26 protein-coding genes are annotated in these 26,277 nt (G+C 72.0%); 16 read left to right on the plus strand and 10 right to left on the minus strand.

All coding sequences use genetic code 11. The features are described from left to right. Positions 1-8: 8 nt before the first annotated feature. The 9 genes from sufD to ACIRG9_RS10075 all read left to right on the plus strand — a co-directional run bounded on the left by sufD (position 9) and on the right by ACIRG9_RS10075 (position 10,193). Entirely contained in the window at positions 9-1,148 is a 1,140-nt protein-coding gene (gene sufD / locus ACIRG9_RS10035) for a Fe-S cluster assembly protein SufD (RefSeq protein WP_402852949.1), read from the plus strand. Next, positions 1,148-1,474 carry a non-heme iron oxygenase ferredoxin subunit gene (locus ACIRG9_RS10040; RefSeq protein WP_402852952.1) on the plus strand — a complete coding sequence of 109 codons (327 nt, stop codon included), beginning with the start codon at positions 1,148-1,150 and terminating at the stop codon, positions 1,472-1,474. The genes sufD and ACIRG9_RS10040 overlap by 1 nt, the downstream gene beginning before the upstream one ends. Continuing rightward, positions 1,474-2,247 (plus strand): Fe-S cluster assembly ATPase SufC, encoded by a 774-nt coding sequence (gene sufC / locus ACIRG9_RS10045; protein WP_387424347.1) that lies wholly within the window; start codon positions 1,474-1,476, stop codon positions 2,245-2,247. Before ACIRG9_RS10040 ends, sufC begins: the two co-directional genes overlap by 1 nt. 23 nt (positions 2,248-2,270) lie before the next feature. Next, complete coding sequence (locus tag ACIRG9_RS10050) at positions 2,271-3,575, plus strand: cysteine desulfurase (protein WP_402852956.1); 1,305 nt, start codon at positions 2,271-2,273, stop codon at positions 3,573-3,575. A 45-nt stretch (positions 3,576-3,620) separates the two neighbouring features. Beyond that, positions 3,621-4,094, plus strand: a complete 474-nt coding sequence (sufU, locus tag ACIRG9_RS10055; RefSeq protein ID WP_402852958.1) for a Fe-S cluster assembly sulfur transfer protein SufU — start codon at positions 3,621-3,623, stop codon at positions 4,092-4,094. Further along, the gene (locus tag ACIRG9_RS10060; RefSeq protein WP_402852961.1) at positions 4,091-4,507 is read left to right on the plus strand and encodes a metal-sulfur cluster assembly factor; all 417 of its coding nucleotides are present in this window, start codon (positions 4,091-4,093) and stop codon (positions 4,505-4,507) included. Before sufU ends, ACIRG9_RS10060 begins: the two co-directional genes overlap by 4 nt. A 225-nt stretch (positions 4,508-4,732) precedes the next feature. Beyond that, entirely contained in the window at positions 4,733-5,356 is a 624-nt protein-coding gene (locus tag ACIRG9_RS10065) for a LysE family transporter (RefSeq protein WP_402852964.1), read from the plus strand. A 509-nt stretch (positions 5,357-5,865) separates the two neighbouring features. Beyond that, the gene (locus tag ACIRG9_RS10070; protein WP_402852966.1) at positions 5,866-9,444 is read left to right on the plus strand and encodes a M12 family metallo-peptidase; all 3,579 of its coding nucleotides are present in this window, start codon (positions 5,866-5,868) and stop codon (positions 9,442-9,444) included. A 95-nt stretch (positions 9,445-9,539) separates the two neighbouring features. After that, on the plus strand, positions 9,540-10,193 hold the full coding sequence (locus tag ACIRG9_RS10075) for an acVLRF1 family peptidyl-tRNA hydrolase (RefSeq protein ID WP_402852968.1): 654 nt from the start codon (positions 9,540-9,542) through the stop codon (positions 10,191-10,193). Between the two features lie 97 nt (positions 10,194-10,290). On the opposite strand, the gene ACIRG9_RS10080 is transcribed toward ACIRG9_RS10075, so the two are convergent. After that, positions 10,291-11,193, minus strand: coding sequence for a neutral zinc metallopeptidase (locus tag ACIRG9_RS10080; RefSeq protein ID WP_402853104.1), 903 nt, complete (start codon positions 11,191-11,193; stop codon positions 10,291-10,293). Between the two features lie 250 nt (positions 11,194-11,443). On the opposite strand from ACIRG9_RS10080, the gene ACIRG9_RS10085 reads away from it, so the two are divergent. The 4 genes from ACIRG9_RS10085 (at position 11,444) to ACIRG9_RS10100 (ending at position 16,418) form a co-directional block, all read left to right on the plus strand. Beyond that, a complete protein-coding gene (locus tag ACIRG9_RS10085; RefSeq protein WP_402852970.1) occupies positions 11,444-13,051 on the plus strand; it encodes an ABC-F family ATP-binding cassette domain-containing protein in 1,608 nt (535 codons plus the stop codon). 228 nt (positions 13,052-13,279) lie between these two features. Further along, positions 13,280-13,507 carry a helix-turn-helix domain-containing protein gene (locus tag ACIRG9_RS10090; protein WP_007462679.1) on the plus strand — a complete coding sequence of 76 codons (228 nt, stop codon included), beginning with the start codon at positions 13,280-13,282 and terminating at the stop codon, positions 13,505-13,507. A gap of 46 nt (positions 13,508-13,553) precedes the next feature. Next, positions 13,554-14,321 carry an enoyl-CoA hydratase/isomerase family protein gene (locus ACIRG9_RS10095; RefSeq protein ID WP_402852972.1) on the plus strand — a complete coding sequence of 256 codons (768 nt, stop codon included), beginning with the start codon at positions 13,554-13,556 and terminating at the stop codon, positions 14,319-14,321. A gap of 114 nt (positions 14,322-14,435) precedes the next feature. Continuing rightward, on the plus strand, positions 14,436-16,418 hold the full coding sequence (locus ACIRG9_RS10100; protein WP_402853107.1) for an ABC transporter ATP-binding protein: 1,983 nt from the start codon (positions 14,436-14,438) through the stop codon (positions 16,416-16,418). 68 nt (positions 16,419-16,486) lie between these two features. Here the strand turns inward: ACIRG9_RS10100 and ygiD are convergent, their stop codons facing one another. From ygiD to ACIRG9_RS10145, 9 genes are all read right to left on the minus strand, one after another. Continuing rightward, positions 16,487-17,368, minus strand: coding sequence for a 4,5-DOPA dioxygenase extradiol (gene ygiD / locus ACIRG9_RS10105; RefSeq protein WP_402852973.1), 882 nt, complete (start codon positions 17,366-17,368; stop codon positions 16,487-16,489). A 66-nt stretch (positions 17,369-17,434) separates the two neighbouring features. Then, complete coding sequence (locus ACIRG9_RS10110) at positions 17,435-17,785, minus strand: hypothetical protein (RefSeq protein WP_402852975.1); 351 nt, start codon at positions 17,783-17,785, stop codon at positions 17,435-17,437. Positions 17,786-18,244: 459 nt separating this feature from the next. Beyond that, entirely contained in the window at positions 18,245-18,820 is a 576-nt protein-coding gene (mug, locus tag ACIRG9_RS10115) for a G/U mismatch-specific DNA glycosylase (protein WP_402852977.1), read from the minus strand. Continuing rightward, the gene (locus ACIRG9_RS10120) at positions 18,817-19,578 is read right to left on the minus strand and encodes an SDR family oxidoreductase (protein ID WP_402852979.1); all 762 of its coding nucleotides are present in this window, start codon (positions 19,576-19,578) and stop codon (positions 18,817-18,819) included. Before ACIRG9_RS10120 ends, mug begins: the two co-directional genes overlap by 4 nt. A 111-nt stretch (positions 19,579-19,689) precedes the next feature. Further along, positions 19,690-20,187, minus strand: a complete 498-nt coding sequence (locus ACIRG9_RS10125; RefSeq protein ID WP_402852981.1) for a hypothetical protein — start codon at positions 20,185-20,187, stop codon at positions 19,690-19,692. A 277-nt stretch (positions 20,188-20,464) separates the two neighbouring features. Next, positions 20,465-20,899, minus strand: a complete 435-nt coding sequence (locus tag ACIRG9_RS10130; protein WP_402853109.1) for a hypothetical protein — start codon at positions 20,897-20,899, stop codon at positions 20,465-20,467. A gap of 83 nt (positions 20,900-20,982) precedes the next feature. Continuing rightward, complete coding sequence (locus ACIRG9_RS10135) at positions 20,983-21,822, minus strand: DUF692 domain-containing protein (protein ID WP_402852983.1); 840 nt, start codon at positions 21,820-21,822, stop codon at positions 20,983-20,985. After that, complete coding sequence (locus tag ACIRG9_RS10140) at positions 21,819-22,727, minus strand: TIGR04222 domain-containing membrane protein (protein WP_402852985.1); 909 nt, start codon at positions 22,725-22,727, stop codon at positions 21,819-21,821. The genes ACIRG9_RS10135 and ACIRG9_RS10140 overlap by 4 nt, the downstream gene beginning before the upstream one ends. 96 nt (positions 22,728-22,823) lie before the next feature. Continuing rightward, the gene (locus ACIRG9_RS10145) at positions 22,824-23,396 is read right to left on the minus strand and encodes a TetR/AcrR family transcriptional regulator (RefSeq protein ID WP_402852987.1); all 573 of its coding nucleotides are present in this window, start codon (positions 23,394-23,396) and stop codon (positions 22,824-22,826) included. Between the two features lie 106 nt (positions 23,397-23,502). Here ACIRG9_RS10145 and ACIRG9_RS10150 point away from each other — a divergent pair, with 106 nt between their 5' ends. From ACIRG9_RS10150 to ACIRG9_RS10160, 3 genes are all read left to right on the plus strand, one after another. Then, positions 23,503-24,342 (plus strand): carbon-nitrogen hydrolase family protein, encoded by an 840-nt coding sequence (locus ACIRG9_RS10150; RefSeq protein ID WP_402852989.1) that lies wholly within the window; start codon positions 23,503-23,505, stop codon positions 24,340-24,342. A gap of 56 nt (positions 24,343-24,398) precedes the next feature. Continuing rightward, positions 24,399-25,043 (plus strand): HAD family hydrolase, encoded by a 645-nt coding sequence (locus tag ACIRG9_RS10155; RefSeq protein WP_402852991.1) that lies wholly within the window; start codon positions 24,399-24,401, stop codon positions 25,041-25,043. Positions 25,044-25,198: 155 nt separating this feature from the next. Next, positions 25,199-26,128, plus strand: a complete 930-nt coding sequence (locus ACIRG9_RS10160) for a serine protein kinase RIO (protein WP_402852993.1) — start codon at positions 25,199-25,201, stop codon at positions 26,126-26,128. Positions 26,129-26,277: the final 149 nt, after the last annotated feature.

A 26,277-nucleotide genomic window follows, 5' to 3' on the forward strand; every position in this document is an offset into this window, starting at 1 on the left:
AGGAAGAGATGACTACCCAGGCTTCCGCGCCGCCCGCGACCAAGTCGCAGGCGCTCCGCTCGTACGACGTCGCCGACTTCCCGGCCCTCACCGGCCTGGAGGAGGAGTGGCGCTTCACCCCGCTCAAGCGCCTGCGCGGCCTGGGCGGCACGCCGGCTGCGACCGGCACGGTCCGTCACGAGTACGCCGACCTGCCCGAGGGCGTCACCGTCGGCCGGATCGGCAGGGACGACCCGCGGCTGGGCAGCGTGCTCACCCCGTTCGACCGGGTCAGCGCGCTGGCGTTCGGCGGGGTCGAGCAGGCGCTGCTGGTGCAGGTCGCGCGCGACGCGGTGGTCACGGCCCCGGTGCGCCTGCGGGTGGTCGGCGAGAGCGCGGACGCGCTCGCCTTCGGCCACACCTTCGTCGAGGTGGGCCGGTTCGCCGAGGTGACCCTGGTGGTGGAGCACTCCGGCTCGGCCACCCTCGCCGACAACGTCGAGGTGGCGGTGGCCGACGGCGCGAGGCTGACCCTGGTCACCGTCGCCGACTGGGCCGACGACGCCGTGCAGGCGCAGCACCTCAAGGTGCGGCTGGGCCGCGACGCCAAGGTGACCCACGTGCAGGTGAGCCTCGGCGGAGACCTGGTCCGGCAGTACACCTCGGTGGAGTACGGCGACCGGGGCGGCGAGGCCGAGCTGTACGGCCTCTACTTCGCCGACTCGGGCCAGCACCTGGAGCACCGGCAGCTGGTCGACCACACCGTGCCGGACTGCCGCAGCTACGTCGGCTACCGGGGTGCCCTGCAGGGCGACAGCGCGCACACCGTCTGGGTCGGTGACGTGCTGATCCGGGCCGAGGCGACCGGCACCGACACGTACGAGATCAACCGGAACCTGCTGCTCACCGACGGCGCCCGGGCGGACTCCGTACCCAACCTGGAGATCGAGACCGGCGAGATCGCCGGCGCCGGCCACGCCAGCGCGACCGGCCGCTTCGACGACGAGCAGCTCTTCTACCTGATGGCCCGGGGCATTCCGGAGGGCGAGGCCCGTCGCCTGGTGGTCCGCGGCTTCTTTGCCGAGCTGCTCAACAAGATCCCGGTCGAGGAGCTGCGCGAACGGCTCGGCGAGGCGATCGAGACCCGGCTGACCAGGGCCGGCGCCTGATGATCAGGATCTGCGCGACCGAGGACGTGCCGAAGGGCACCGCGATCAGCGCCGACGTCGACGGCACCCAGCTCGCGATCGTGCACGGCGACGACGACAACTTCTACGCCGTGTACGACGAGTGCTCGCACGCCGCCGTGCCCCTCTCCGAGGGCGAGGTCGAGGGCTGCACGCTGGAATGCTGGCTGCACGGATCCCGTTTCGACCTGCGTACCGGTGAGCCGACCGGGCTGCCCGCGACCGAACCCGTTCCCGTCTATCCCGTCGAAGTCCGCGACGGCGAGATCTACGTCAGTCTGACGCCGAGCAATGGAGTGACCCGATAATGAGCACCCTGGAGATCCGCGACCTGAAGGTGTCGGTCAAGCTGCCCGAGGGTGAGCTCAAGCCGATCCTGCACGGTGTCGACCTGACCGTGCGCTCGGGTGAGACCCACGCGATCATGGGCCCGAACGGCTCCGGCAAGTCGACCCTGGCGTACTCGATCGCCGGTCACCCCAAGTACGAGATCACCGGCGGCTCGGTGACGCTGGACGGCGAGGACGTGCTGGCCATGTCCGTCGACGAGCGGGCCCGCGTCGGCCTCTTCCTGGCCATGCAGTACCCGGTCGAGGTGCCCGGCGTCTCCGTCGCCAACTTCCTGCGTACCGCCAAGACCGCCATCGACGGCGAGGCGCCGAAGCTGCGCACCTGGGCCGGCGAGCTGCGCGGCGCCATGGAGAAGCTCCAGATGGACCCGGCGTTCGCCCAGCGCAACGTCAACGAGGGCTTCTCCGGCGGCGAGAAGAAGCGGCACGAGATCGTGCAGCTGGAGCTGCTCAAGCCGAAGATGGCCATCCTCGACGAGACCGACTCCGGCCTCGACGTGGACGCGCTGCGCGTGGTCAGCGAGGGCGTGAACCGGGTCCGCGACACCGGCGACACCGGCCTGCTGCTGATCACCCACTACACCCGGATCCTGCGCTACATCAAGCCGGACTTCGTGCACGTCTTCGTGGCTGGCCGGATCGTCGAGCAGGGCGGCCCGGAGCTGGCCGACAAGCTCGAGGAAGAGGGCTACGAGCGGTACGTCGCCGGGGCCGGTTCGGCGCGGGCCTGACAGCACGGACGGGGGCTGCAGAGATGACCACCATCGCCATCCCGTCGGGGATGCCGCAGTACGACGACGTGCCGCGTTTCGACGTGGCCACGGTGCGCGCCGACTTCCCGATCCTGGACCGGGAGATCAACGGGCACCGGCTGGTCTATCTCGACAGCGCCAACACCTCGCACAAGCCGCGGCAGGTGCTCGACGTGCTCGCCGAGCACTACGCCCGGCACAACGCCAACGTGTCGCGCTCGGTGCACACCCTGGGCACCGAGGCGACCGAGGCGTACGAGGGAGCCCGGGCGAAGATTGCCGCGTTCATCAACGCCCCGAGCGCGGACGAGGTGGTGTTCACCAAGAACTCCACCGAGGCGATCAACATCGTGGCGTACGCGTTCTCCAACGCCTCGCTGCGGCCCGACGCTGACGAGCGGTTCCGGATCGGCCCGGGCGACGAGATCGTGATCTCCGAGATGGAGCACCACTCGAACATCGTCCCGTGGCAGCTGCTGGCGGAACGGACCGGCGCGACCCTGCGCTGGTTCCCGGTCACCGACCACGGCCGGCTGGACGAGTCCGGGCTCGAGGAGCTGGTCAACGAGCGGACGAAGGTCGTCGCGCTGGTGCACACCTCCAACATCCTCGGCACGGTCAACGCCACCGCCCGGATCACCGCCCGGGTCCGTGAGGTGGGCGCGCTGCTGCTGCTCGACTGCTCGCAGTCGGTGCCGCACATGCCGATGGACGTGGTCGACCTCGACGCCGACTTCATCGTCTTCACCGGTCACAAGATGTGCGCGCCCACCGGCATCGGCGTGCTCTGGGGCCGGACGGAGCTGCTCGCCGCGATGCCGCCGGTGCTCGGTGGCGGGTCGATGATCGAGACGGTGACCATGGCGCGGTCGACCTTCGCCGCGCCGCCGGCCCGGTTCGAGGCGGGCACCCCGCCGATCGCCGAGGCCGTGGCGCTCGGCGCGGCCGTGGACTACCTCAGCGGGATCGGGATGCGCGCGATCCAGTGGCACGAGAAGGAGCTGACGGCGTACGCGCTGGACGCCCTCGCCACCGTGCCGGGGCTGCGCATCTTTGGCCCGAACGTGCCGGTCGGCCGGGGTGGGACGATCTCCTTCGCGCTCGGCGACGTGCACCCGCACGACGTCGGGCAGGTGCTCGACTCGCTCGGCGTGCAGGTGCGGGTGGGGCACCACTGCGCCAAGCCGGTGTGCACCCGGTTCGGCGTGCCGGCCATGACGCGAGCGTCGTTCTACCTGTACACCACCACGGAGGAGATCGACGCGCTGGTGGCCGGTCTCGAGCAGGTGCGGAAGGTGTTCGGATGAACCGGGCGACGCAGGAGCCCGGCGAATCGACGGGAGTTCAGCCTGATGCAGCTTGAGTTTCTTTACCAGGAGATCATCCTGGACCACTACAAGCACCCGCACGGCCGTGGCCTGCGGGAGGCGGCGGACTCGGACGCCCGGGTCGGCGAGGCGCACCACGTCAACCCGACCTGCGGTGACGAGATCACCGTGCGGGTGGCCACCGACGGCAAGGTGTTCACCGACATCTCGTACGACGGGATGGGCTGCTCGATCAGCCAGGCGTCGGCCAGCGTGCTGCACGAGCTGCTGCGCGGTCGGTCCGCGGACGACGCCACGGCGGTGCACGAGGCGTTCGTCGAGTTGATGTCCGGGCGTGGTCAGGTCACGCCGGACGAGGACGTGCTCGGTGACGGGGTGGCGTTCGCGGGTGTCGCGCGCTACCCGGCACGGGTGAAGTGTGCGCTGCTGTCGTGGATGGCGTTCAAGGACGCCGCGGCACGCGCCGGGGTGGGCGTGAGCCCGGAGGTGAAGGCATGACCAGCGAGGACACCACGCCGGAGAGCGGCGCTGTGGCGACCGAGGGCACGGCGACGCCGGCCACCGGCGGGGACGCCCCGGCCGGCGGCAAGGCCGCGATCGGGGACATCGAGGAGGCGATGAAGGACGTCGTCGACCCCGAGCTGGGTATCAACGTGGTCGACCTGGGTCTGGTGTACGGCATCCACGTCGACGACGAGAACGTGGCCACCGTCGACATGACGCTGACCTCGGCGGCCTGCCCGCTGACCGACGTGATCGAGGACCAGGCCCGGCAGGCGCTGACCACCGGCCCGGGCGGCGGTCTGGTCAACGACCTGCGGATCAACTGGGTCTGGCTGCCGCCGTGGGGCCCCGACAAGATCACTGACGAGGGGCGCGACCAGCTCCGCTCCCTCGGCTTCAACGTCTGACCCACCTCCGTCGAGCGCGGCACCCCACGAGGGGCGCCGCGCTCGACGCGTTTCCGCCCCCGATCCACACCGGTGACGGGGAAATCGGGTGGCGGGGGTGGCGGGGGTGAAGCAAGATCGCGGGGTGATCGAGGCGTACCCGAAGCAGGTTCCTGTCCGTGCGGCCACCGCCGCGCGCCGACAGCGCACCTGGCCGGCGTCGGCCTCGATCCACCGCCCACCGTCATGAGCGGGGCGTTCCTGGCCGGTCTGGTGGCCGGCTACGGCGTCGCCGTCCCGGTCGGCGCGATCGCGGTGCTCATTCTCGGGCTCAGCGCCCGTACCTCCTTCCGGGTCGGCGCGGCCGCGGCGCTCGGCGTCGCCACCGCCGACGGTGTCTACGCCACGGTGGCTGCCCTCGGCGGCGCGGCGGTGGCCGGCCTGCTCGCCCCGTTCGCGAACCCGTTGCGGCTGGTCGCGGCGGGGGTGCTGCTCGTGCTCGCCGGGCACGGCGCGTGGCGGGCGCTGCGCCCTCCGGCCGCGACCGGCCGGCCGGTGGTACGGCGCGGGCTGGACACCCCGGTCCGGGCCTACTTCGCGATCCTCGCCCTGACCCTGCTCAATCCGGCGACCGTCGTCTATTTCACGGCGCTCGTGCTGGGCCGGGGCGATGCGGGCGGCGCCGATGTCGTGGCCGCCGGGCTGTTCGTGCTCGGGGCGTTCCTCGCCTCGGCCAGTTGGCAACTGCTGATCGCCGGGGGAGGCAGCCTGGTCGGTCGGGCCCTGACCGGCCCCCGGGGTCGTCTGGTCACCGCGCTGGCGTCCAGCGCGATCATCGCCGCGCTCGCGGTTGTCGTGCTGTTGGGCTGAACCGCTGCCCTATCGTTCGCTGTGGACGATCGAAGTATGACAGTCTCATGACGGTTGATCTTCATCGGTGTTACGACGACATCGGTCGAATCGACAGGTCCATCCGTCGAACGCATGGTCCTGTTCATATTTTCGATCACCGATGCTCGGCCGTCGGGACGGCTGCCTCCGCGTATGCCGTCGGCGCCGTCGGCTGATGATCACCTGCCTGACGTGCGCCGTTCGACGTCCTGTCAGGATGCCATCACCTGTTCGGCGGATGTCGGCAGTCCGTCATCCGTTTAGGGTCTCTGACCAATCTGTGGATCAGCCGTGCGCGCGCCCCGCCGACCCGGGACGGTGCGCGGGCTCCACCACTCCTCACCGAGCAGGGAGACGCCTTGAGGATCACCCTGATACGCCTACCGCGGCACCGTGCACGAGACGGTCAGCCGAGGCGCGGGCGAATCGCAACTCTACTCGCTACCGCGCTGGTAGCGGCGGCGCTGCCGGCGCTGGCGGCGCCCGCGGTGGCCAGCGCGGCCCCGTCCTCCAACGGCCCGTGGCACAAGGTGGACGGTAAGCCGGCATCGACCAAGGCCGGCAAGAAGGCCAGTGTCAAGGCCGAGCGGCTGGCCGCGTTCACCCTCGATCGCGGCAGCCTGAAGAGCACCCTCGACAAGGCTCCCCGGGAGCGCGTCACGGTGGCGAGGCAGCAGCGGCAGATCGTGTCGCTGCCCGCGCCCGACGGGACGCTCCAGCGCTTCGAGCTGGTGAACTCGCCCGTGATGGAGGCCGGCCTGGCCGCCAAGCACCCCGAGATCACCACGTACGCCGGGACGGGCCTGGACGACCCGACCGCGACCATCCGGGCGGACCTCACTCCGCTCGGCTTCCACGCTTCGGTCCGCTCGGCGGCCGGGAACTGGTACGTCGACCCGTACTACCACCTCGACCAGAGCCTCTACGCGAGCTACTTCGCCCGTGACCTGGAGAACCCGCACGGCGAGTTCGTCGAGCGCGAGGACGTGGCGAGCGAGGCGCACGCCCTGGCGGACGAGATCGCGGCGGCCCAGGCCGACGCCCCGGCCGGGCCGCTGGTAAAGCTGCGCACCTACCGGGTGGCGCTGGTGACCGACCCGTCCTACGCCAACTTCTTCGGCGTGGAGAACGTCACGGCCGCCAAGGTCACCCTGATGAACCGGGTCACCCAGATCTACGAGGACGAGACCGCGATCCGGCTCGTGCTCATCAACGACACCGACAAGACCAACCTGAACACCCCGGCGCTGGCCACCGAGCCGAACGGCCCGTGTGGCGCGTCGGCGTGCTTCACCGCGGCGCAGATCAGCTCCTGCGGCAGCAGCACGCTGAGCCGTAACCGGATCGTGCTCGGCCAGATCGTCGGCGCCAGCAACTACGACGTGGGCCACATCGGCCTCGGCGTCAACGGCGGCGGTGTCGCCAGCCTCGGCGTGATCGGCGGCGGCAGCAAGGCGCAGGGCTGCACCGGCCTGCCAGCCCCGACGGGCGACTATTACGCCGTGGACTACGTGGCGCACGAGATGGGCCACCAGTTCGCCGGCAACCACACCTTCAACGGCACGCAGTACAACTGCTCGGGCGGCAATCGGAGCGCGGCCAACTCGTACGAGCCGGGCAGCGGCTCGTCGATCATGGCGTACGCCGGCATCTGCCAGCAGGACAACCTTCAGCCGCACACCGACCCGTACTGGTCGCACCGCAGCTACACCGAGATCACCACGTACGTCACGTCGAGCCGTCCGGCGATCAGCGAGGTACAGACCGTCTCGCTGTACGACTTCGACGCCAACGGTGACTCGTTCCGGGTCCGCTACAACGGCAACGACTCGGCCCCGATCGTGCGGGGTGTCAACTACACCACCGCCGGCATCAAGGCCGCCATCGAGGGGATCGCCGGCTGGCCGGCCGGCGCGACCGTCACCGTGGCCGCCTTCGGCGGCAGCGGCACCCTGAACGACACCGGCTTCCAGCTGACCTTCGGCGGCACGCTGGCCAACGTCAACGTCGCCTCGCTCGAACTCACCAGCTTCGAGGGCGCCTCCGGTTTCGTCGGTGAGACGGCCAAGGGTGGTGCCATCGACAACGGTGGCATCCTGGTCGAGGAGACCGCCAACCACGCGCCGGTGGTCACGGTGCCGAGCAATATCAGCATCCCGGTGCGTACCCCGTTCGCGCTGACCGGCAGCGCCACGGACGTCGACGGCGACACGCTCACGTACATGTGGGAGCAGAACGACCGGGGCGCCTCGGCCGGCACCGCGCTGATGAGCAACACCAAGGCAAACGGTCCGCTGTTCCGGGTGTTCGGCGAGGCGGCGAACGTGTCGCCGGAGGACACCCTGAAGTACCACTCGCCGGGTCAGAATGCGGTGACCACCGACTCGACCCGGATCTTCCCGGACATGAAGCAGATCCTGGCGGGCAACACGAACGCCAAGACGGGCGCCTGCCCGGCCGCGCCGGCCCCGCCGCCCACCGGTGGTGCCTCGAACGTGCCGGCGGAGATCGTCGACTGCTACTCGGAGTTCCTGCCCACCCCGGACTGGGTCGGCTTCAGCAACGACCGGACCCTGCACTTCAAGCTCACCGCCCGCGACGGGCGGCTGGGTGGCGGTGGCGTCGGCAGCGCCGACATCGCGCTGGCGCTGGCCCCGAACGCCGGGCCGTTCCTGGTCACCTCGCAGGGCTCCGCCGCCGTCCTCGACGGTGGTTCGAGCCAGACGGTCACCTGGGACGTGGCCGGCACCGACGTGGCGCCGGTGAACGCCGGCCAGGTGAAGATCTCGCTGTCCGCCGACGGTGGGCAGACCTTCCCGTACGTGCTGGCCGCGAGCACCCCGAACAACGGCAGCGCCACGGTGGCCCTGCCCAACGTGGCGACCAAGCAGGCCCGGATCAAGATCGAGGCCGTCGGCAACGTCTTCTTCGACGTCAACGACGCCGACCTCACCATCCGGTCCGCCCCCGTGGTCACCAACGACGCCCCGGCCGGCGGGTCCAGCGTCCAGTACAGCGACGCGCTCTCGCCGACCGTCACCGTCTCGGCGACCGACGGCGACACCGCCGGCACCGCGCTGACCGCGTCCGCCACCGGCCTGCCCGCGGGCCTGTCGCTGGCCGTGTCGGCGACCTCCGGCACCGACACCCTGCCCGGTACGCGCAGTTGGACCGTCGCCGGTACCACCACGGCGGCTCCGGGCGACTACCCGGTCACCGTGACGGTCTCCGACGGTAGTGGGCTGGCCGGCAGCACCTCGTTCACCGTCAAGGTCACCGCCGAGAACGCGGCGGCGACGTGGGCCGGCGACACGCTGGTGAGCACCGCGTCCAGCGGTGACTCCGGCAAGGCGCTGCTGCGGGCCGTCGTCCTGGACAGCTCGGTGCTGCCCTCGGCGACGGACACCACCGCTGGTGACGTCCGCAACGCCACGGTCACCTTCACCGAGGGTGGCGTGACGCTCTGCACCGGCGCCCTGGACCTGCTCGGCACGGAGACCACGAGCGCCTCCGCGGTGTGCGAGGCCACCCTGCCGGCGGGTACGCACACCGTCACCGCGACGGTCGGTGGGTACTACACGGGCAGCACCACGGCGCAGGTGACGGTCGCCGTCTCCGACGGCGGATTCCTCACCGGTGACGGCCAGATCACCGTCGCCCGCTCGGCGGGGACGTACCCGGCCGACGCGGCGTCGAAGGTCGCGGTGGACCTGACCGGGAAGCCCGCCACGGCCAAGAAGGCCGCGTCGGGCCAGGCTGAGGTCGCGTTCCGCTCCGGCGGAAAGTCCTACACGATCAAGGCCGGCACGGTCGACGGGCTGGGGATCACCTCGGCCGGTGCGGTCGCTCAGGTGCGCTACCAGGCCAGCCTGTACGACGGCAACGGCAAGCTGGTGGCCAGTGGCCTGACGCTGGCCGTGACGGTGACCGACCGGGGCGCTCCCGGCCGGGACGACACCGTCGGCATCACCCTGTGGAACGGCGGTGCCCTGCTCTTCTCGTCCGACTGGACGGGCAACGGCACCGGCGAGGTCAACCTGACGGCGGGCAACCTCACCGTCCACTGACCAACGGGTAACGCGGGAGGACGCCGGTCGCGGTGTCCTCCCGCGTTGCGTTTCCCGCCGAGCCACGACGGTTGCCCGTGGCGTACCGTCGCACCATGACCAGCCGACCCGCAGTCGGGGGCGGCCGGTGGGTCGAGGTCGACCCGGCCCGCGTCGCCCGCTGGGTCGAGGGCTTCGCCGACCGGCACGGCCCGCCCACCACCGCCGTCCAGGGGTACGGCCTGCTGCTCGCCGCTCCCGACGGGGCGACGGCCGAACTGCACACCCCGCCCGGCGCGCCCGCGAGCGCCGACGTACCCGGGTTCGTGGCTGCCGCCGGCACGCCGCGGCGGCTCGGCCTGCTGCTGGTGCGCAAGGGCGCGGTGGCGGTCGGCGTGGCCGCCGGTGCGGACCTGACGGTCTCCAAGGTGGACACCCGCTACGTGCAGGGACGCACCGCCGCGGGTGGCTGGTCGCAGCAGCGGTTCGCCCGGCGCCGGGACAACCAGGCGAAGGCGGCGCTGGGCGACGCGACGGAGCTGGCCGTGCGCCTGCTGCTGCCGGAGGCGGCGACGCTGGCCGCGCTGGTCTGCGGCGGCGATCGGCGGGCGGTGGACGGTGTGCTGGCCGACCGGCGGCTGGCCCCGCTCGCCGCGATGCGTGCCGACCGGCTGCTCGATGTGCCCGAGCCCCGGCACGCGGTGCTGGTCGGTGCGGTGGATGCCGCCCGCGCGGTGCGGATCCTGGTCCGCGACCCCGACCGCGACTGACAAGGCGCGTGATCGTCTCGGTGTGCGGCAAACCGTGGTCTCGTCATCGGATTTGACCACACTTCGCCGCACACGGAGTCGACCAAGAGAGAGTCGCCTACCGACTGAAGGTGTCGCAGGATTTCGGGTCGCCGGTGGAGTAGCCCCGGGTGAACCACTGCATGCGGTCCGCCGAGGTGCCGTGGGTGAACTCGTTCGGGTTGACCGGACGGCCGGCGCGTTCGGAGATCGCGTCGTCACCGATCTTCTCGGCGGCGTCGATCGCCTGCTGGATGTCCTGCCGGGTGATGCTCTTGAAGATCTTCTGGCCCCGCCGGTCCGAGGTGCCGGTGGCGCTGTGGGCCCAGACGCCGGCGTAGCAGTCGGCCTGCAGCTCCAGCCGCACCGAGAGCACGTTGGCGTTGGCCGGGTCACGCTGCTGCAGGCGGCGCATCTGCGCCTCGGTGCCGAGCAGGCTCTGCACGTGGTGCCCGTACTCGTGGGCCAGGACGTACGGCTGGGCGAACTCGCCCTTCGCGCCGAGCTGGTCGGCGAGCAGGCGGTAGAAGCTGAGGTCGATGTAGACCTTGTGGTCCGCCGGGCAGTAGAACGGCCCGACGCCGGAGTCGGCCGCACCACAGCCGGTGCGCACCGCCTGGCTGAAGAAGACGGTCGTGGCGGACCGGTACTGCTGGCCGAAGACCTCCGGCATGGCGGTACGCCAGTACGCCTGGATCGAGTTGACGTAGAGGTTGTTGCGGCAGTCGAGCTGCTGGAGCGCGTCCTTGGCCGCGCACTTCTGCTCCAGCGCGGTGTTGTCGCCCCGGTCGGAGCCGCCGCTCATGGCGTTGAGGCCGTAACCGCCGCCGGCCAACGCGACGAGGACGGCGATGACGATGCCCACGATCCCGCCCCGGCCCCCGCCGATCGGGATAGGGATGCCCAGTCCGCCGCCTCCGCCGGACCCTCGCAGATCTTCCACCTCGCTGGTGTCGATCTCCGCGTTCTCGTTCAGCTCCATGTCGACCCCGATCACCGATCTGTCCGTGTGTGGTGCCTCCGGTACCGGACCGGGTCCGGGACGCGGTTTCCGGTACCCGATGATCTTGCAGGGTAATCGGAAGTGAACGGTAGGGCCCGCCCGGTACACTTGCCCCCGTGCTGCGCTGCGAAGGCTGAACGGCCCCGCGCCGACGGGAAGTGATGACCCGCCGGCGTTTTCGCGTGCCCTGAGTCAGCCCTTCCGGAACCCCGAGAGCGAGTACCTCGACATGATCACTGCCACCGGCCTGGAGTTGCGTGCCGGTTCCCGGATCCTGCTGTCCGACACCACGCTGCGCGTGCAGCCGGGTGACCGGATCGGCCTGGTCGGGCGCAACGGCGCCGGCAAGACCACCACGCTCAAGGTCCTCGCCGGGGAGGGGCAGCCGTACGCCGGGCAGCTCGACCGGCGCAGCGCCATCGGCTACCTGCCGCAGGACCCGCGTACCGGCGATCTTGACGTCACCGGGCGGGACCGGGTCCTCTCCGCCCGCGGCCTGGACGTGCTGATGGCCCAGATGCAGGAGCTGGAGGCCAAGCTTGCCGAGGGCGCCGACGACGAGCGCCTGGTCCGCCGCTACGGCGCGCTGGAGGACCAGTTCGCCTCCCTCGGCGGGTACGCGGCCGAGGCCGAGGCGGCCCGGATCTGCGCCAACCTCGGCCTGCCCGACCGGGCCCTCGCCCAGACCATCGGCACCCTCTCCGGCGGTCAGCGCCGGCGAATCGAGCTGGCCCGGATCCTGTTCCGCGACGCCGGCGAGAACGGCGGCGGCATCCTGCTGCTCGACGAGCCGACGAACCACCTGGACGCCGACTCGATCACCTGGCTGCGCGGCTTCCTCGCCAACCACAAGGGCGGCCTGATCGTGATCTCCCACGACGCGTCGCTGCTGGACGCGGTGGTCAACAAGGTCTGGTTCCTCGACGCCACCCGCTCGGTGGTCGACGTCTACAACCTGGGCTGGAAGGCGTACCTGGCGGCGCGGGAGACCGACGAGCGGCGTCGCCGGCGGGAGCGGGCCAACGCCGAGAAGAAGGCCGGCGCGCTGATGGCCCAGGCGGACAAGATGCGGGCCAAGGCCACCAAGACGGTCGCCGCGCAGAACATGGCCCGCCGGGCCGAGAAGCTGCTGTCCGGCCTCGACGAGGTACGCGTCGCCGACAAGGTGGCGAAGGTGCGTTTCCCCACCCCGGCCGCGTGCGGCAAGACCCCGCTCACCGCCAGTGGCCTGTCCAAGTCATACGGGTCGCTGGAGATCTTCACCGACGTCAGCGTGGCGGTGGACCGGGGCTCCCGGGTCGCCATCCTCGGCCTCAACGGCGCCGGCAAGACCACCCTGCTGCGGATGCTCGGCGGTCTGCTGGAGCCGGACACCGGCGAGGTGCACCCCGGGCACGGCCTGCGGCTCGGCTACTACGCCCAGGAGCACGAGACCCTGGACGTGGACCGGACCATCCTGGCGCACATGCGCAGCGCCGCGCCGGAGCAGACCGACACCGACCTGCGCAAGATCCTCGGCGCGTTCCTGTTCTCCGGGGAGGACGTCGACAAGCCGGCTGGGGTGCTCTCCGGTGGCGAGAAGACCCGGCTGGCCCTGGCCACGCTGGTCTGCTCGGGGGCGAACGTGCTGCTGCTGGACGAGCCGACGAACAACCTCGACCCGGTCAGCCGGGAGCAGGTGCTCGACGCGATCGCCCGCTACCCGGGGGCGATCGTGCTGGTCACCCACGACCCGGGCGCGGTGACGGCGCTCAAGCCCGACCGCGCCATCCTGCTTCCCGACGGCGACGAGGACGCCTGGAGCGACGACCTACTCGAACTCGTCGAGCTCGCCTGAGCGTTCCCCACCCTTCACCGGTCGGCCACGGGTCGTCCACCTGGTCGGCCTGCCATGATCCACCTGGTCGGCCCGTGCTGACCGGTCAGTAGCATCACGGTATCGGGAAGCTGACATTGCATAGCGTGTCGGTTGGCGAATAGTTGATATCTGGCGCATGATCGTTCGAGACGGTCTAATAGGTGGGACCGTATCCGAACCGCACAGTCTGGGACGTGAGGAATCAGCATGGCAGCCACCGGCACAGCCACCAGCACTGAGAAGGGTCGCCGGATCGTCGGGGCCGAGCGCCAGACGCTCGCCAAGGACCTGGTAAAGCGGTACACCTCGGGTGAGAGCATCCGTGCGCTCGCGGCCTCGACCGGCCGGTCCTACGGGTTCATCCACCGGGTGCTCACCGAGTCCGGGGTGCAGCTGCGGCAGCGCGGCGGTGCCCGGCGCCGCAAGAAGGCGTGACTCTCCGGCCAGCGTCGTCCATCAGCACCGGGCTCCGGATGGTCTGGTGACCACCGCAACGACCGGAGTTCGACTCGACAGCGACGGGCCGGTCGCGACAGTGACGTTGTGCCGGCCCGACGTGCTCAACGCGCAGACCCCGTCGATGTGGCGCGCGATGAGCGATTTCTCCCGCGATCTGCCCGGTGACGTCCGGGTGGTCGTGGTGCGCGGCGAGGGGCGGGCCTTCTCCGCGGGCCTGGACCTGTCCGTGGCCGGCGCCTCCGGTCCGGGCTCCTTCGCCGAGCTCACCACCCTGCCGGAGCAGGAGTGCGCGGACCGGATCGCCGAATACCAGGCCGCCTTCACCTGGCTGCACCGCCCGGACGTGATCTCCGTGGCCGCCGTGCAGGGGCACGCGATCGGTGCCGGATTCCAGCTCGCCCTCGCCTGTGACCTGCGGGTGCTCGCCGAGGACGCCAGTCTCTCCATGGCCGAGGTGGCCCTCGGCCTGGTCCCTGACCTCGCCGGCACCAAGCGTCTCGTCGAGTTGGTCGGCTATTCCCGCGCGCTGGAGATCTGCGCCACCGGCCGCCGGATGGACGCCGCCGAGGCCGACCGGATCGGGCTGGCCACGCTCGTGGTGCCGAATGCGGAGCTGGACGCCGCGGTGCGGGACCTGACCGCCGGCCTGCTGGCCAACAACCGCGACGCGATCGTGGAGATCAAGGCGCTGCTCGCCGGCGCGGCAGGGCGCACCCACGCGGAGCAGCAGCGGGCCGAGCGCGAGGCGCAGACCCGGCGGCTGCGCGATCTGGCCGGGTACGGAGATTAGTAAGGACCGTTCGGGAAGATCCGGGTTACTCGCGAGGTTGTCGTAGTCGGCGGGAGAATTGACCCGACGACACAGAGCGGCCCGACGACCCGGAGGTGACGATTGTCCAACCAGATGGCCGGTGGCGGCATGGGCGGCTGGAGCATGCTCCGGTCGATGCGCAACCAGGACGAGATCTCCACCCACCAGCTCAAGCGCGGCACCGCCAAGCGGATCGTCGCCTTCGCGCGGCCCTACCAACGCGACATCATCGTCTTCCTGATCACCGTGGTGATCGCCGCGGTGATCGGGGTGGCCACCCCGCTGCTCGCCGGTGACGTCATCGACGCGATCGCCGGCCACGGGCCGGACGCCGGCTCGACGGTGGTCCGGCTGGCCCTGATCATCGCGGTGCTGGCCGTCGCCGACGCGCTCTTCTCGCTGGCCCAGCGGTGGTATTCGGCCCGGATCGGCGAGGGTATCATCCTCGACCTGCGGACCAAGGTCTACGACCACGTCCAGCGGATGCCGCTGCAGTTCTTCACCCGGACCCAGACCGGCGCCCTGGTCAGCCGGCTCAACAACGACGTGCTCGGCGCCCAGCGGGCGTTCACCTCCACCCTGTCCGGGGTGGTCAGCAACGTCATCCAGCTGGTGCTCACCGCCGGCGCGATGCTCCTGCTGTCCTGGCAGATCACCGTGCTGGCGCTGGTGCTGCTGCCGATCTTCATCATCCCGGCCCGCCGGGTCGGCCGGCGGCTCGCCGAGATCACCCGCGAGTCCTACAACCTCGACGCGAAGATGAACGCGACCATGACCGAGCGGTTCGGCGTCGCCGGCGCCCTGCTGGTCAAACTCTTCGGCTCGCCCGAGACGGAGGCGGCGCGGTTCGCCGGCCGGGCCGAGCGGGTCCGCGACATCGGCATCCAGTCCGCCATGTATTCGCGGACGTTCTTCGTGGCGATGCTGCTGGTCGCGTCCCTCGCCCAGGCCCTGACGTACGGCCTGGGCGGATGGCTCGCCGTCGCCGGCGCGGTCAGCGCGGGCACCGTGGTCAAGCTCGCGCTGCTGCTCACCCGCCTGTACGGCCCGCTCACCGCGCTGTCCAACGTCCGGGTCGACGTGATGAGCGCGCTGGTCTCCTTCGACCGGGTCTTCGAGGTGCTCGACCTGCATCCGGGCATCGAGGAGAAGCCCGACGCGGTGCCGGTGCCCCGGGGCAGCGGCCGGGTCGAGTTCCGCGACGTGCGGTTCCGCTACCCGAGCGCCGCCGAGGTGTCGCTGGCCTCCCTGGAGGAGGTCGCCGCCCTCGACCGCAGGGTGAACGAGCCGGTGCTCAAGGGCGTCTCGTTCGGCGTCGAGCCCGGGCAGATGGTCGCCCTGGTCGGCCCCTCCGGCGCCGGCAAGTCGACCCTGTCCATGCTCATCTCCCGGATCTACGACGTCAGTGACGGCCAGGTGCTGGTCGGCGGCGTCGACGTGCGGGACGCCACCCTGGCCTCGCTGCGCGACGAGATCGGCGTGGTCACCCAGGATTCCCACCTGTTCCACGAGACCATCCGGGAGAACCTGCGCTACGCAAAGCCGGACGCCACCGACGACGAGATCTGGGCCGCCCTGGCGGGCGCGCAGGTCGCCGATCTGGTCCGGTCCCTGCCCGACGGGCTGGACACCACGGTCGGCGAGCGCGGCTACCGCTTCTCAGGTGGCGAGAAGCAGCGCATCGCCATCGCGCGGCTGCTGCTCAAGGCCCCGTCGATCGTGATCCTCGACGAGGCCACCGCGCACCTGGACTCGGAGAGCGAAGCGGCGGTGCAGCGGGCCCTGTCCGTGGCGCTGACCGGGCGTACCGCGCTGGTGATCGCGCACCGGCTCTCCACCGTCCGGGACGCCGACCAGATCCTCGTCCTCGACGAGGGGCGGATCGTCGAGCGCGGCCGGCACGAGGAACTGGTCGCAGTCGGCGGCCTCTACGCCGAGCTGTACCGCACCCAGTTCGCGGTGGCCGACTCGCCGGCCCCTTACGCCGAGCCGGGCCAGCCGCAGCCGGTGGTCAGCACCGTGCCCCTGGGCACGTACGTGGCGCAGGAGTCGCTGCCGCCCGCTGCGGCCAACTAGTGCCTGTGTCAAAGCCCCTGGCCGGCCTGCGGCTCCACCGAGGGCTTTGACACCGGCTCTGGACGTGTCTAGATGTTGGAGCCGCCGGGCGGGACCTCGGCGGGCGGTCGCGGCGAGCCCCCCTCGCCGGCGGCGTTCGGGCAGGACAGATCGAGGGTGTAGGCCGTCATCGACAGTGATCCGTAGGCGTAGCCGTCCACGAGGATCTCGGTCTCGGAGGCATCGCCGGCCGCGGCGAGTCCGGCGAGGTACAGCGCGGGGATGAAATGGTCGGGTGTCGGCACCGCGTGCCGGAAGTCGCGGTGGCCGACGAGCGTCGCGAACTCGGTGGGGTTGGTCAGCATCAGGGTCTTGGCGTCCTCGTCGAAGCGCTGGGCCCAGTCGTAGCCGTCGTCGGTCAGCTTCCAGTCCATCCCCTGGAGGTTGTGCACGACGTTGCCGCTGGCCACGATGAGCACCCCGCTCCGACGCAGTGGCGCGAGTCTGGCGCCGAGATCCAGGTGGTAGTCCAGCGGCTGGTCCGCGTTGATACTGAGCTGCACCACGGGAATCGAGGCGTCGGGGAAGGCGTGCGTCAGGACCGACCAGGTGCCGTGGTCGATTCCCCAGCTGTCCACGTCGGCACCGACCCAGGTCGGGTGGACGGCGTCGCTGACCTCCGCCGCCAACTCGGGCAGTCCGGGGGCGGGGTACTGCACCTCGAACAGCGCCGGCGGAAAGCCGTAGAAGTCGTGGATGGTGCGCGGCCGCGGCATGGCCGTCACGGCGGTGGCATTGATGTACCAGTGCGCGCTGATGACCAGGATCGCGCGGGGACGAGGCACGGTGGCGCCGAAGGCCTTCCACGCGGTGGTGTAGCGGTTGACCTCAAGGGCGTTCATGGGGTTGCCGTGACCGATGAAGGCGGCGGGCATGAGCGTGTCCCGGTCTTGGAGGTCGTCTGCGTACACGTCGTCGCGCCTCTCCGGAGTCGCCGTGCCTGACGTCGCCGCCGGGCTCGAGTCGGTCACTCCCTACTAGGCCCAGATGTACTCCTCGGCGATCTCGCCATCGTGCCACTTGGCGACAGTGACCATGCGGCCTCCGCCTTCGAACTCGCCGACGACGCAGGTCCAGTCCCCGGATCCGAACGCGATCGGGTGGGACGTGATCTGGGGCGGGGTGCCTCCGGCTGACTCGACATAGGCCTTCATGGCGTCGATGTGCTGCTCGATCCCGCGAGTCGGGGCCTGACCCTTCCAGTCCACCGACACGTCGTCGGTGTGGTGGTGGGCGAACACACCGTTCCAGTCGGCGCTGTTCCAACCGACGAAATCAAGATCATCCATGCTCTTGAGGTTGGCCTTGACCTGCTCTTCTTCCTGCATGAGTCACTCCCTGTCCGAGAATGGATCTTCGGCAACCCGCGGCCGTGACAGCGCCCGCACCGTCCCCGACCGGCATCGGACCCAGGCAACACCCGCGGGGGCGCTCTACCGACGAAGGTGTGCGCGCTGACCCAGGTCATGTCCGGCCCGGACGAGTGCGTGTCCGACCGTGCGGTTGTTGGTCGCCGTCAGAAAAGCTCCTGCACGTGCCGCTCCTGACAAGGCGCACATTCGTCGACCTCAGTCGGCGCCGGAACGACAAGCCGACGCTACCCTCTCAGGGATCCGCCTCGGGGCCGAACAATCCTCGACGGTGCGTGATGGAGCCGGAGGGACGCGGTGGACGAGGTTGCCGTGGACGAGCCGGCCGAACCGGTAGCCGAGGAGCCGGCGGACGTGGTGCCCGGCGAGCGGCCGCGGCTGATCTTCATTTGCTGCCATCGGCGACAGGCAGGCCGGCTAGCCGGACGCCGCTGTCCGCAGCTCGGCGAAGGCGGCGCCGAGCGTTTCCGGGGTGAAGTGCGCGTTCAGGCCGCTCGGGTTGGGCAGCACCCAGAGCCGGGCGCCACCGAGCGGCTCCGGCTGCGGGCCGAAGCCGGCCTTCGGCCGGGCGAAGCCGATCCGGTACGCGGTCACCCCGACCACCGCCACCCAGCGCGGTCGGTACCGCTCGACCTTGGCGGCCAGCTCCGCCGCGCCGGCCACCAGCTCCGCCGCAGTCAGCTCGTCGGCGCGGGCGGTGGCCCGGGCCACCAGGTTGGTGATGCCCAGCCCGAGGGCGGGCAGCCCGTCCTGCTCGCTGGGGTGCAGCTGGTACGGGGTGAAGCCACCCCGATACAGCGCCGGCCAGAACCGGTTGCCCGGCCGGGCGAAGTGCCAGCCGGTCGCCGCCGACCACAGCCCGGGGTTGATCCCGACGAGGAGCACGTCCAGGCCGGGCGCGATGACGTCCGGCAGCAGCTTGTCGGCCGCGGCCGCGAGCTGCTCCCTCGTCGGCCGGGGATAGCGCCTCGCCGGCGGGCCCGCCGCGCTCACAGGCCGCGCAGCGCGCCGCCGTCGACGGGCACGGTGACCCCGGTGACGTAGCCGGCGGCGGGGGAGAGCAGGAAGGCGGCAACCCGGCCGAACTCGGCGGGCTCGCCGACCCGGCGTAGCGGGATCGACGCCTCCGCCTCGGCCCGGGCCCGCTCGGGGTCGCCGGCGGCGGCGAAGAGCTCCCGGTTCCGGTCGGTCATGATCCGGCCGGGCAGCAGGCCGAACACCCGTACCCCGCGTGGGCCGTACTCGTCGGCGATGTCCTTCGCCACCCCGGCGAGGCCGGGGCGCAGGCCGTTGGAGATGCCGAGCCCGGGCACCGGCCCGCGCGCCGAGGTGGAGAGGACCAGCCCGATCGCACCGCCGTCGGTGAGCGCGGCGGCCACCGCACGGGTGGCCCGGACGGTGCCCAGGAAGACGGTCTCGAAGGATTCCCGCCACTGCTCGTCGGTGACCTGGGCGGCGGTGCCCCGGGGCGGTCCGCCCACCGAGATCAGCGCCCCGTCGAGCCGGCCGAACCGCTCGCGCGCCGCGGCGAGCAGCCGCTGCGGCGTGGCCGAGTCGGTCAGGTCGGCGGTCAGGCCGATCGCCCGCTCCGGCCCGCCCAGCGCCGCGACGGCGGCAGCCACCTGTCCGGGTACGCGGGCCGAGATCACCACCCGGGCGCCGTCGGCGACGAGGGCTTCGGCGGTGGCGAAGCCGAGGCCACGGGAGGCGCCGGTCAGCACATACACCCGGTCGGCGAGTCCGAGTTCCATGAGCCGATCCTGCCGTACCCGGCACCTGCCTGCCACTCGCCTCGGCGGTGGGCCGGGGGAGGCCGACCTCGACGCGGTCGGCCTCCCTTCGAGCAACCTGGCGGACTGAACCTACTTTTCCGTGTCGACTCTCATGAACGGCGCGGGGAACGGGAAGTTGGCGGTTCCGTCGACGAGCGGGTTGCCGTCGAAGGCGATCGTCGCGGTCGCGGTCGCGGAGCGTTCCTTGCGCTTCGACCCAGGCCCGTTGACCGTGGTCATGGTCGGTCCGGTCCCGGTCCAGCGGGCGTCGACCGTGACCGTGTGCAACCCGCCCCGGTTGTCCCGCACGTCTGCGAACGTGTTGGCGGCGCTGACGTTCTTCAGCGGGTCGAACTGAGTTGGCGTCGCCCGTACGACGCCCCAACTGAAGGTGCCGTCCGGGCACTGGCCGGTGAACGCGACCCTGAGGGGCGGACTGGGGTCGGGCGTCGTCCCCGCCTCGACAAAGTTGTCGGTCTCCACGATCAGGCGGCCGTCGGCGGCCGTGGATCCGTCCGGGCACTGGAACGGGGCCGACCAGCGGGCGGAGGCGACCTGCTCGGTGAAGCCGTCAGCGGCCGATGCCACGGTCGGTACGGCGAGCACCGCCAGGGCGGTGATCGGGGGGACGACATACCTGTACGGCCGCGATAGTCGATGGGCGGACCGGCTTCGCGTCAACTGCGGACCACGCATGTGTGACTCCCTTCTGGAGGTTCGAGCCGTTGGACCCCGGCCCGCCTGCTGACTCCTATCACGCGCCGGACCTCCGTGAGGTTCACGAATCGCGGTTGGATCGTGGCACTGCGTACGGTCACGCGAGCGGTCTCGTGGTAAGCACTTCGCGGCCAGCGGATCGAAGCCCTCAGCGGTGGGCCGGGCGGAGCAGGCGTACCCGACCGGCGAGCCGCACCGCGACGGCCCCGCCGGCCCGGGCGACGGCCGGCAGCCGGCGGGGCCGGGGCGGGGTGCGGCCGTCGTAGCGGGCGGTGGCCTCCCGGGTGGCCAGCTCCTCCGCGCCGAGCGGCGGCAGCGCGCCGCGGTCGCGCAGCTCTCGGGCCAGGTCCCAGCCGTCGCGCAACGATCCGTTGGTCGGCCGGTCGGCCGCCCACTCGGCGAACGTGGTCGACCACGCGGCGCCGAGACCGGCGGCGAGCAGCGGCCAGTGCCGCGCCACCTCGCCCGTGCGCTTGCGCAGCAGCGCCCGGCGGGCCGCCTCCACGGGTGCGGGTGCGAACCCGGGCGGCAGCGGCCCACCGGCGACCAGCGCCGCGACCAGCTTTGCCTGCCGTGCGGCCAGGCCGTCACCCGAACCGGCCGGGGAGGCGGCGGGCGAGTCCGTTTCGGTGGTGTGGTCATGGCCGGTGCCGGCGGCGCCGCGCGTCACGTGATCACCGGGTACCCGGAGGCGGCGGCGAGCGCGTCCAGTTCGCCGCGCAGCTCGGCGGCGGGCGGGTAGTGGCCGTCGCGTTCCAGCAGCAGCGCCGGCGGGCGGCGGCGGGCGCACAGCTCACCGACCAGGTCGAGCACCCCGGCGGGGACCGGGTCGGTGTGCGTGTCGTGGTAGAAGCCGCCCTGCTCGGCGCCGCCGGCCACGTGTACGTAGGCGATCCGGTCCAGCGGCAGCCGGTCCAGCAGCGCGCGGGGGTCGTCGCCGCGGTTGCGGGCGTTGGCGTGCACGTTGGCGATGTCGAGCAGCAGCAGTGCCCCGGTTGCGGCGAGGATCTCGGTGAGGAAGGCGGCCTCGTCCAGCTCGTCGTCGGGCCAGTCGAAGAGCGCGGCGATCGGCTCCAGCGCGAGCGGCACCGGCAGCTCCGCCTGCGTCCGCCGGACGTTCGCCACCACCGCGGCGACCGCTTCCCGGCTGCGCGGCAGCGGCAGCAGGTGGCCGGCCTCCAGGCCGCCGGCCCGCACGAACGCGATGTGTTCGCTGACCAGCGGCGCGTCCACCGCCGCGGCCACCCTGGCCAGGTGGGCCACCCGGTCCGGGTCGACGGGTTCCGCGCCGCCGAGGGAGAGCCGCACCCCGTGGGGTACGACGGTGACGCCGCGCCCGCGCAGTGCGGCGAGGCCGTCCGGGAGCGGCCCGGCCGGAGCGACCGCCTCGGCCACGACCTCGACGAAGCGTAGCCCGGGCAGGTCGGCCACGAAGCCGGCGATCTCCGGCCGCCAGCCGATGCCGACGCCGTGCGGGCCGGTCTGGGGCGTGGTCCGTCCGGTCATCCGCCGCACCCACCGCCGCAGCCGCCACCTCCGCCGCACGAGCTGTCGCCGCCGCAGGAGCTGCCCGTGCTGCACGAGCCGCCGGCGCTGCCCGCGCTCGCGGCGGTCGCCTGGCGCTGGATCTCGGCCTGTTCGGCGAAGCCGGGATCCATCGCCCAGATGGTGGCGGTGCCGAACAGCGCCACCCCCATCGCCGCGCTGGATGAGCCGTACGTTGCGTAGGCCGGCGTGGCGGAGGGCTGCAGCCAGGTGTGTTCGCGATGGAGGTCGCGCAGGGCCCGGTGCGCGGCCCGGGTCCGCCAGGGCACCCGGGCGAGCAGCGCGACAGCGACGACGAGCGGGATCAGGCTGAGCAGGAGGAAGCCGGCGGGCCGGCCGTTGGACAGGCCGACGACGGCCCGGATCCCGCCGAGCACCAGCAGGGCGGCGATCAGCATCGGTCCGCGTCGCAGGGCGGATCGCCGGTCCGGCCCGAGCGCCAGGCCGCGCCGTTGCAGGTCGTCGCGGAGCTGGTCGAGGGCGCGGGTCACCCACTCGTCGCGGCGCAGCTCGCCGGAGCGTACGCCTCGGGCGGCCGCGTGCACGACGGCCTGGTCGAGCGGGGTGGCCCCGGCCGGCAGCGTGGCGGCGGTGGTGGTGAGCCGTCGGTCGGGACGGATCCCGACGACGCCCGCGTGGCGCAGCCCGCCGAGGGCGGTCCAGACGGCGAGTTGGTCGCCGCCGTTGAGGTACGCGACCTGCTGCGGCCCGAGTTGCCCGGTCCCGGTGACCGGCGCGCCGGCCAGCGCGCGGAACCGGTGTACCAGGGTGCCCACCACCAGCACGGCCGCGACCAGGAGATACCAGCGCAGGAAGACCGGGCCGGGGATGCCCCAGGTGTCGCCCGGTGCGGCGAGGACGGACATGGCTGCTCCTGTCGCGAGGGGTGCCGCCATTGTGGAGCAGGCCCGCCAGCCGTGATCCGGCCGGTCGGTCGAGTTACCGGACCGAGACCCGGGCGGTCAGTGGCGGCGGACCGCCTCCTCGACCAGGTCCAGCACCCGGCTCAGGTCGCCGGCCGGGCGTCCCATCGCCAGGTGCAGCACCAGCCCGTCGTACGCCAGCTCGAGGAACTGGGCCAGCACGTCGATCGACACGTCGTCGCGGAGCACGCCGGCCTCCCGCTGGCGCAGCAGCCGCTCGCGGGTGGCCTCGGCGATGGCCGCGGAGCGTTCCGCCCAGCGCTTGGCGAAGGCCGGGTCGGTACGCAGCCGCCGGGACACCTCCAGCTGGCTGCCGAGCCAGCCGGTGGTGTCGGGGGAGAGGGACCGGGCGAGCAGGTCCCGCATCACCTGGACCAGGCCGTTACGGGCGACGGTCTCCACCATGGCCGCCGCGTCGTCCTCGGCGACGGCGAGGAAGAGGGAGTCCTTGTCGCGGAAGTGGTGGAAGATGGCGCCGCGGGAGAGCCCGGTGGCCTCTTCCAGGCGCCGGACGGTGGCGCCCTCGTAGCCGTGCCGGGCGAAACACGCCCGTGCCGCGGAGAGGATCTCCTGGCGGCGCGCGTCGAGCTGGTCCTGGCTTACTCTGGGCACGTACCGATCGTTCCAGGCGGTTGCCGCGGATGCAAACCGTACGTACGGCTTGAGATGCGCCTTCGCATGATCAGTACGACGAGCCGACCCGGCTACGATCGGCCCCATGACCGCGCCCGCCCACCCGTTGACCGTGGCCGCCGTGCAGGCCGAGCCGGTTCCCGGCGACGTCGCCGGCAATGTCGCCCTCGCCGCCCGCCTCGTCGGCCAGGCCGGTGCCCGGGTCGTCGTGCTGCCGGAGCTGTTCCTGCCCGCGTACCACCCGCCGACCCTCGCGGCCGACCCGGCCGGCACCGACGTGGCCGCCGACGAGGACGGCCGGGTGGACGATCCGCGCCTCGACCCGCTGCGGCGGGCCGCCCGCGACGGTGGGACCACGGTGGTGGTGGGCGCGGCGGTCCGGCACCCCGACGGGCGGCGCACCATCTCCTCGCTGGTGGTCGACCCGGCCGGGACGGTGCGGGCGGCGTACGACAAGCAGCAGCTCTGGAGCGGCGAGCGCGAGCTGTTCGAGCCCGGCCGGCGGGGCGCCACCCTGCTGATCGACGACTGGCGCCTCGGCCTCGGGATCTGCTACGACGGCTGCTTCCCCGAGCACGGGCGGGCCGCCGCCGACGACGGTGCGCACGGCTACCTCTGCCCGAGCGGCTACCTGGCCGGCTCGGAGCACCGGCGGGACATCTACTACGCCGCCCGCGCCCTGGACAACACCATGTACGTCGTCTTCGCCAACGCCGTCGACGGTGCCGACCCGTGGCGCTTCAACGGCGGCGCCGCGGTGTACGACCCGGAGGGCCGGCCGCTGGTCCGGGGCGCGGACACCGGGACGGAGGTGCTGGTGGCGACGCTCGACCCGGCCGCGCTCGCGGCCACCCGGGCGGCGCACACCATGCTCGCCGACCGCCTGCCCGACCAGGGCCTGCCCCGTACGGCGATCATCGACTGACGGAATCCGGTCCGCAACCCTGTCGGTGGCCCGCCCGGGTCCCGTAAGGTTCCCGAGTGCCGTTGCTCCTGCTTGATCTGGACAACACGCTGCTCGACCGGGATGGGCCGTTCCGCGCCTGGGGTAAGCGATTCCTGGACGACATCGGCGCGCCACCCACCGACATCGACTGGCTGCTGTCCGTCGACGCCGACGGGCTCACCGACCGGTGGGACGTCGCGGACGCCATCCGGGAGCGGTACGGGCTGGGCATCCCCGGCATCGACCTGGTGGAGGAGCTGCACGAAGGGGTGGCGGCGCACACCCGACTGGATCCGTTGGTCGCCTGCGCGCTGCGGATCGCCGACGACGCCGGCTGGGTGCCGGTGGTGGTCACCAACGGCGTGGTACGCCAGCAGGACGCGAAGATCCGCCGTACCGGCCTGGACCGGTACATCGCCGACTGGGTGATCTCCGAGGAGGCCGGGGTCAGCAAGCCCAACCCGAGGATCTTCGCGCTCGCCGCCCGGCGGGTCCGGATGCCCCTGCGCGGCGCCTGGGTGATCGGGGACAGCCCGGAGGCGGACATCGGCGGGGCGAGCGCCCTCGGGCTGCCCAGCGTCTGGCTGCACCGGGGCCGTCGCTGGCCGGACACCCGGTTCGCGCCGACCCGCAGCGCCGACGGGTTGATCGCCGCGGTGGCCACGGTGCTGGCTGGTTAATTCCGTTGACCCGCCCGCGCCCGGCGATCAGCATGGGGGCCGCGCGAGGGCGCTGCCGGGCGGAGCCCGGTCGAGGAGAGGAGGTCGGTCATGGCCGTCTTTGCAGGGTCGTTCCACCTGCCTCCACCAGCCTCGATCGAAGGATCAGTCCAACCGTGCGCGAACACGACTTCCCGGCGCCGCAGCGCCGTGGCCGCGGCAAGAGCCGCTTCGATGACGACGAACCGTATTTCCTGAAGCGCGGCCGGCAAGACGAGCCGGTCCTCGCCGAACCCGACGACGAGCCCGAGCCCGAGGACCAGTGGTCCTCCTGGGACGAGGCCGTCCACGGGCCCGAACCCCATCCCGCGTGGCTGGTCACCGAGCTGGCCGCGAAGGACACCGAACTCGGCGTGTTGAAGACCGGCAAGGAGGCGGACGTCCACCTGGTCCGCCGGGCCGTGCCGGACACCGACCGGTCCTGCCTGCTGGCGGCCAAGCGCTACCGGGACGCCCAGCACCGGCTCTTCCACCGCGACGCCGGCTATCTGGAGGGGCGCCGGGTCCGCCGGTCCCGGGAGAACCGGGCGATGGCCGGCCGGACCGCGTTCGGCCGGCAGATGATCGCCGGGCAGTGGGCGGCGGCCGAGTTCAGCGCGCTCGCCCGGCTCTGGGAGATCGGCGCCGAATCCGGGCGGATCGCCGTGCCGTACCCGGTGCAGTTGCTCGGTACCGAGCTGATGCTGGAGTTCGTCGGGGACGCCGAGGACGGGCAGGCCGCGCCCCGGCTGGCCCAGGTCCGCCCCGACGCCGCCGAGCTGCGCGACCTGTGGGAGCAACTGGTCGACGCCCTGGTCGTGCTGGCCCGGGCCGGGTACGCGCACGGTGACCTGTCGCCGTACAACCTGCTGGTGCACCGGGGGCGGCTGGTCATGATCGACCTGCCGCAGGTGGTCGACGTGGTGGCCAACCCGCAGGGGCCGGAGTTCCTGGCCCGGGACGTACGGGTGGTCGGCGCCTGGTTCGCTGCCCGGGGCCTGCCCGCCGGGACGGTCGACCCGGCCGAGCTGACCGGGCTGCTGCTGCGCGAGGCGGGCATCCGCTGAGCGGGTCGCGTACCGGGCGGGTCACCGGCCCGTCCGGGACGCCGTCCGCCGGACCCGCGCCGGGCCCCGGCATTCCGGGGCCGCTGCCGACGACCGCCCGGCGTGGGGTCGGTGGACCGGGCGGGCGCGGCCGGCGGCGGCACGCTCCG

Source organism: Micromonospora sp. NPDC093277, from assembly GCF_044765245.1.
Taxonomy (GTDB): Bacteria; Actinomycetota; Actinomycetes; order Mycobacteriales; family Micromonosporaceae; genus Micromonospora.

Bases quoted from the DNA above. Each gene is read 5' to 3' on its own strand.
- ACIRG9_RS10120 (WP_402852979.1), bottom strand. From the start codon at position 19,578: ATGGAACTCGGACTCGCCGACCGGGTGTATGTGCTGACCGGCGCCTCC.
- ACIRG9_RS10080 (WP_402853104.1), bottom strand. From the start codon at position 11,193: ATGGAGCTGAACGAGAACGCGGAGATCGACACCAGCGAGGTGGAAGAT.
- sufU (WP_402852958.1), top strand. From the start codon at position 3,621: ATGCAGCTTGAGTTTCTTTACCAGGAGATCATCCTGGACCACTACAAG.
- ACIRG9_RS10065 (WP_402852964.1), top strand. From the start codon at position 4,733: ATGAGCGGGGCGTTCCTGGCCGGTCTGGTGGCCGGCTACGGCGTCGCC.
- ACIRG9_RS10075 (WP_402852968.1), top strand. From the start codon at position 9,540: ATGACCAGCCGACCCGCAGTCGGGGGCGGCCGGTGGGTCGAGGTCGAC.
- ACIRG9_RS10135 (WP_402852983.1), bottom strand. From the start codon at position 21,822: ATGACCGGACGGACCACGCCCCAGACCGGCCCGCACGGCGTCGGCATC.
- ACIRG9_RS10090 (WP_007462679.1), top strand. From the start codon at position 13,280: ATGGCAGCCACCGGCACAGCCACCAGCACTGAGAAGGGTCGCCGGATC.
- ACIRG9_RS10150 (WP_402852989.1), top strand. From the start codon at position 23,503: ATGACCGCGCCCGCCCACCCGTTGACCGTGGCCGCCGTGCAGGCCGAG.
- ACIRG9_RS10060 (WP_402852961.1), top strand. From the start codon at position 4,091: ATGACCAGCGAGGACACCACGCCGGAGAGCGGCGCTGTGGCGACCGAG.
- ACIRG9_RS10050 (WP_402852956.1), top strand. From the start codon at position 2,271: ATGACCACCATCGCCATCCCGTCGGGGATGCCGCAGTACGACGACGTG.
- ACIRG9_RS10140 (WP_402852985.1), bottom strand. From the start codon at position 22,727: ATGTCCGTCCTCGCCGCACCGGGCGACACCTGGGGCATCCCCGGCCCG.
- ACIRG9_RS10085 (WP_402852970.1), top strand. From the start codon at position 11,444: ATGATCACTGCCACCGGCCTGGAGTTGCGTGCCGGTTCCCGGATCCTG.
- ACIRG9_RS10100 (WP_402853107.1), top strand. From the start codon at position 14,436: ATGGCCGGTGGCGGCATGGGCGGCTGGAGCATGCTCCGGTCGATGCGC.
- sufC (WP_387424347.1), top strand. From the start codon at position 1,474: ATGAGCACCCTGGAGATCCGCGACCTGAAGGTGTCGGTCAAGCTGCCC.
- ACIRG9_RS10040 (WP_402852952.1), top strand. From the start codon at position 1,148: ATGATCAGGATCTGCGCGACCGAGGACGTGCCGAAGGGCACCGCGATC.
- ACIRG9_RS10110 (WP_402852975.1), bottom strand. From the start codon at position 17,785: ATGCAGGAAGAAGAGCAGGTCAAGGCCAACCTCAAGAGCATGGATGAT.
- sufD (WP_402852949.1), top strand. From the start codon at position 9: ATGACTACCCAGGCTTCCGCGCCGCCCGCGACCAAGTCGCAGGCGCTC.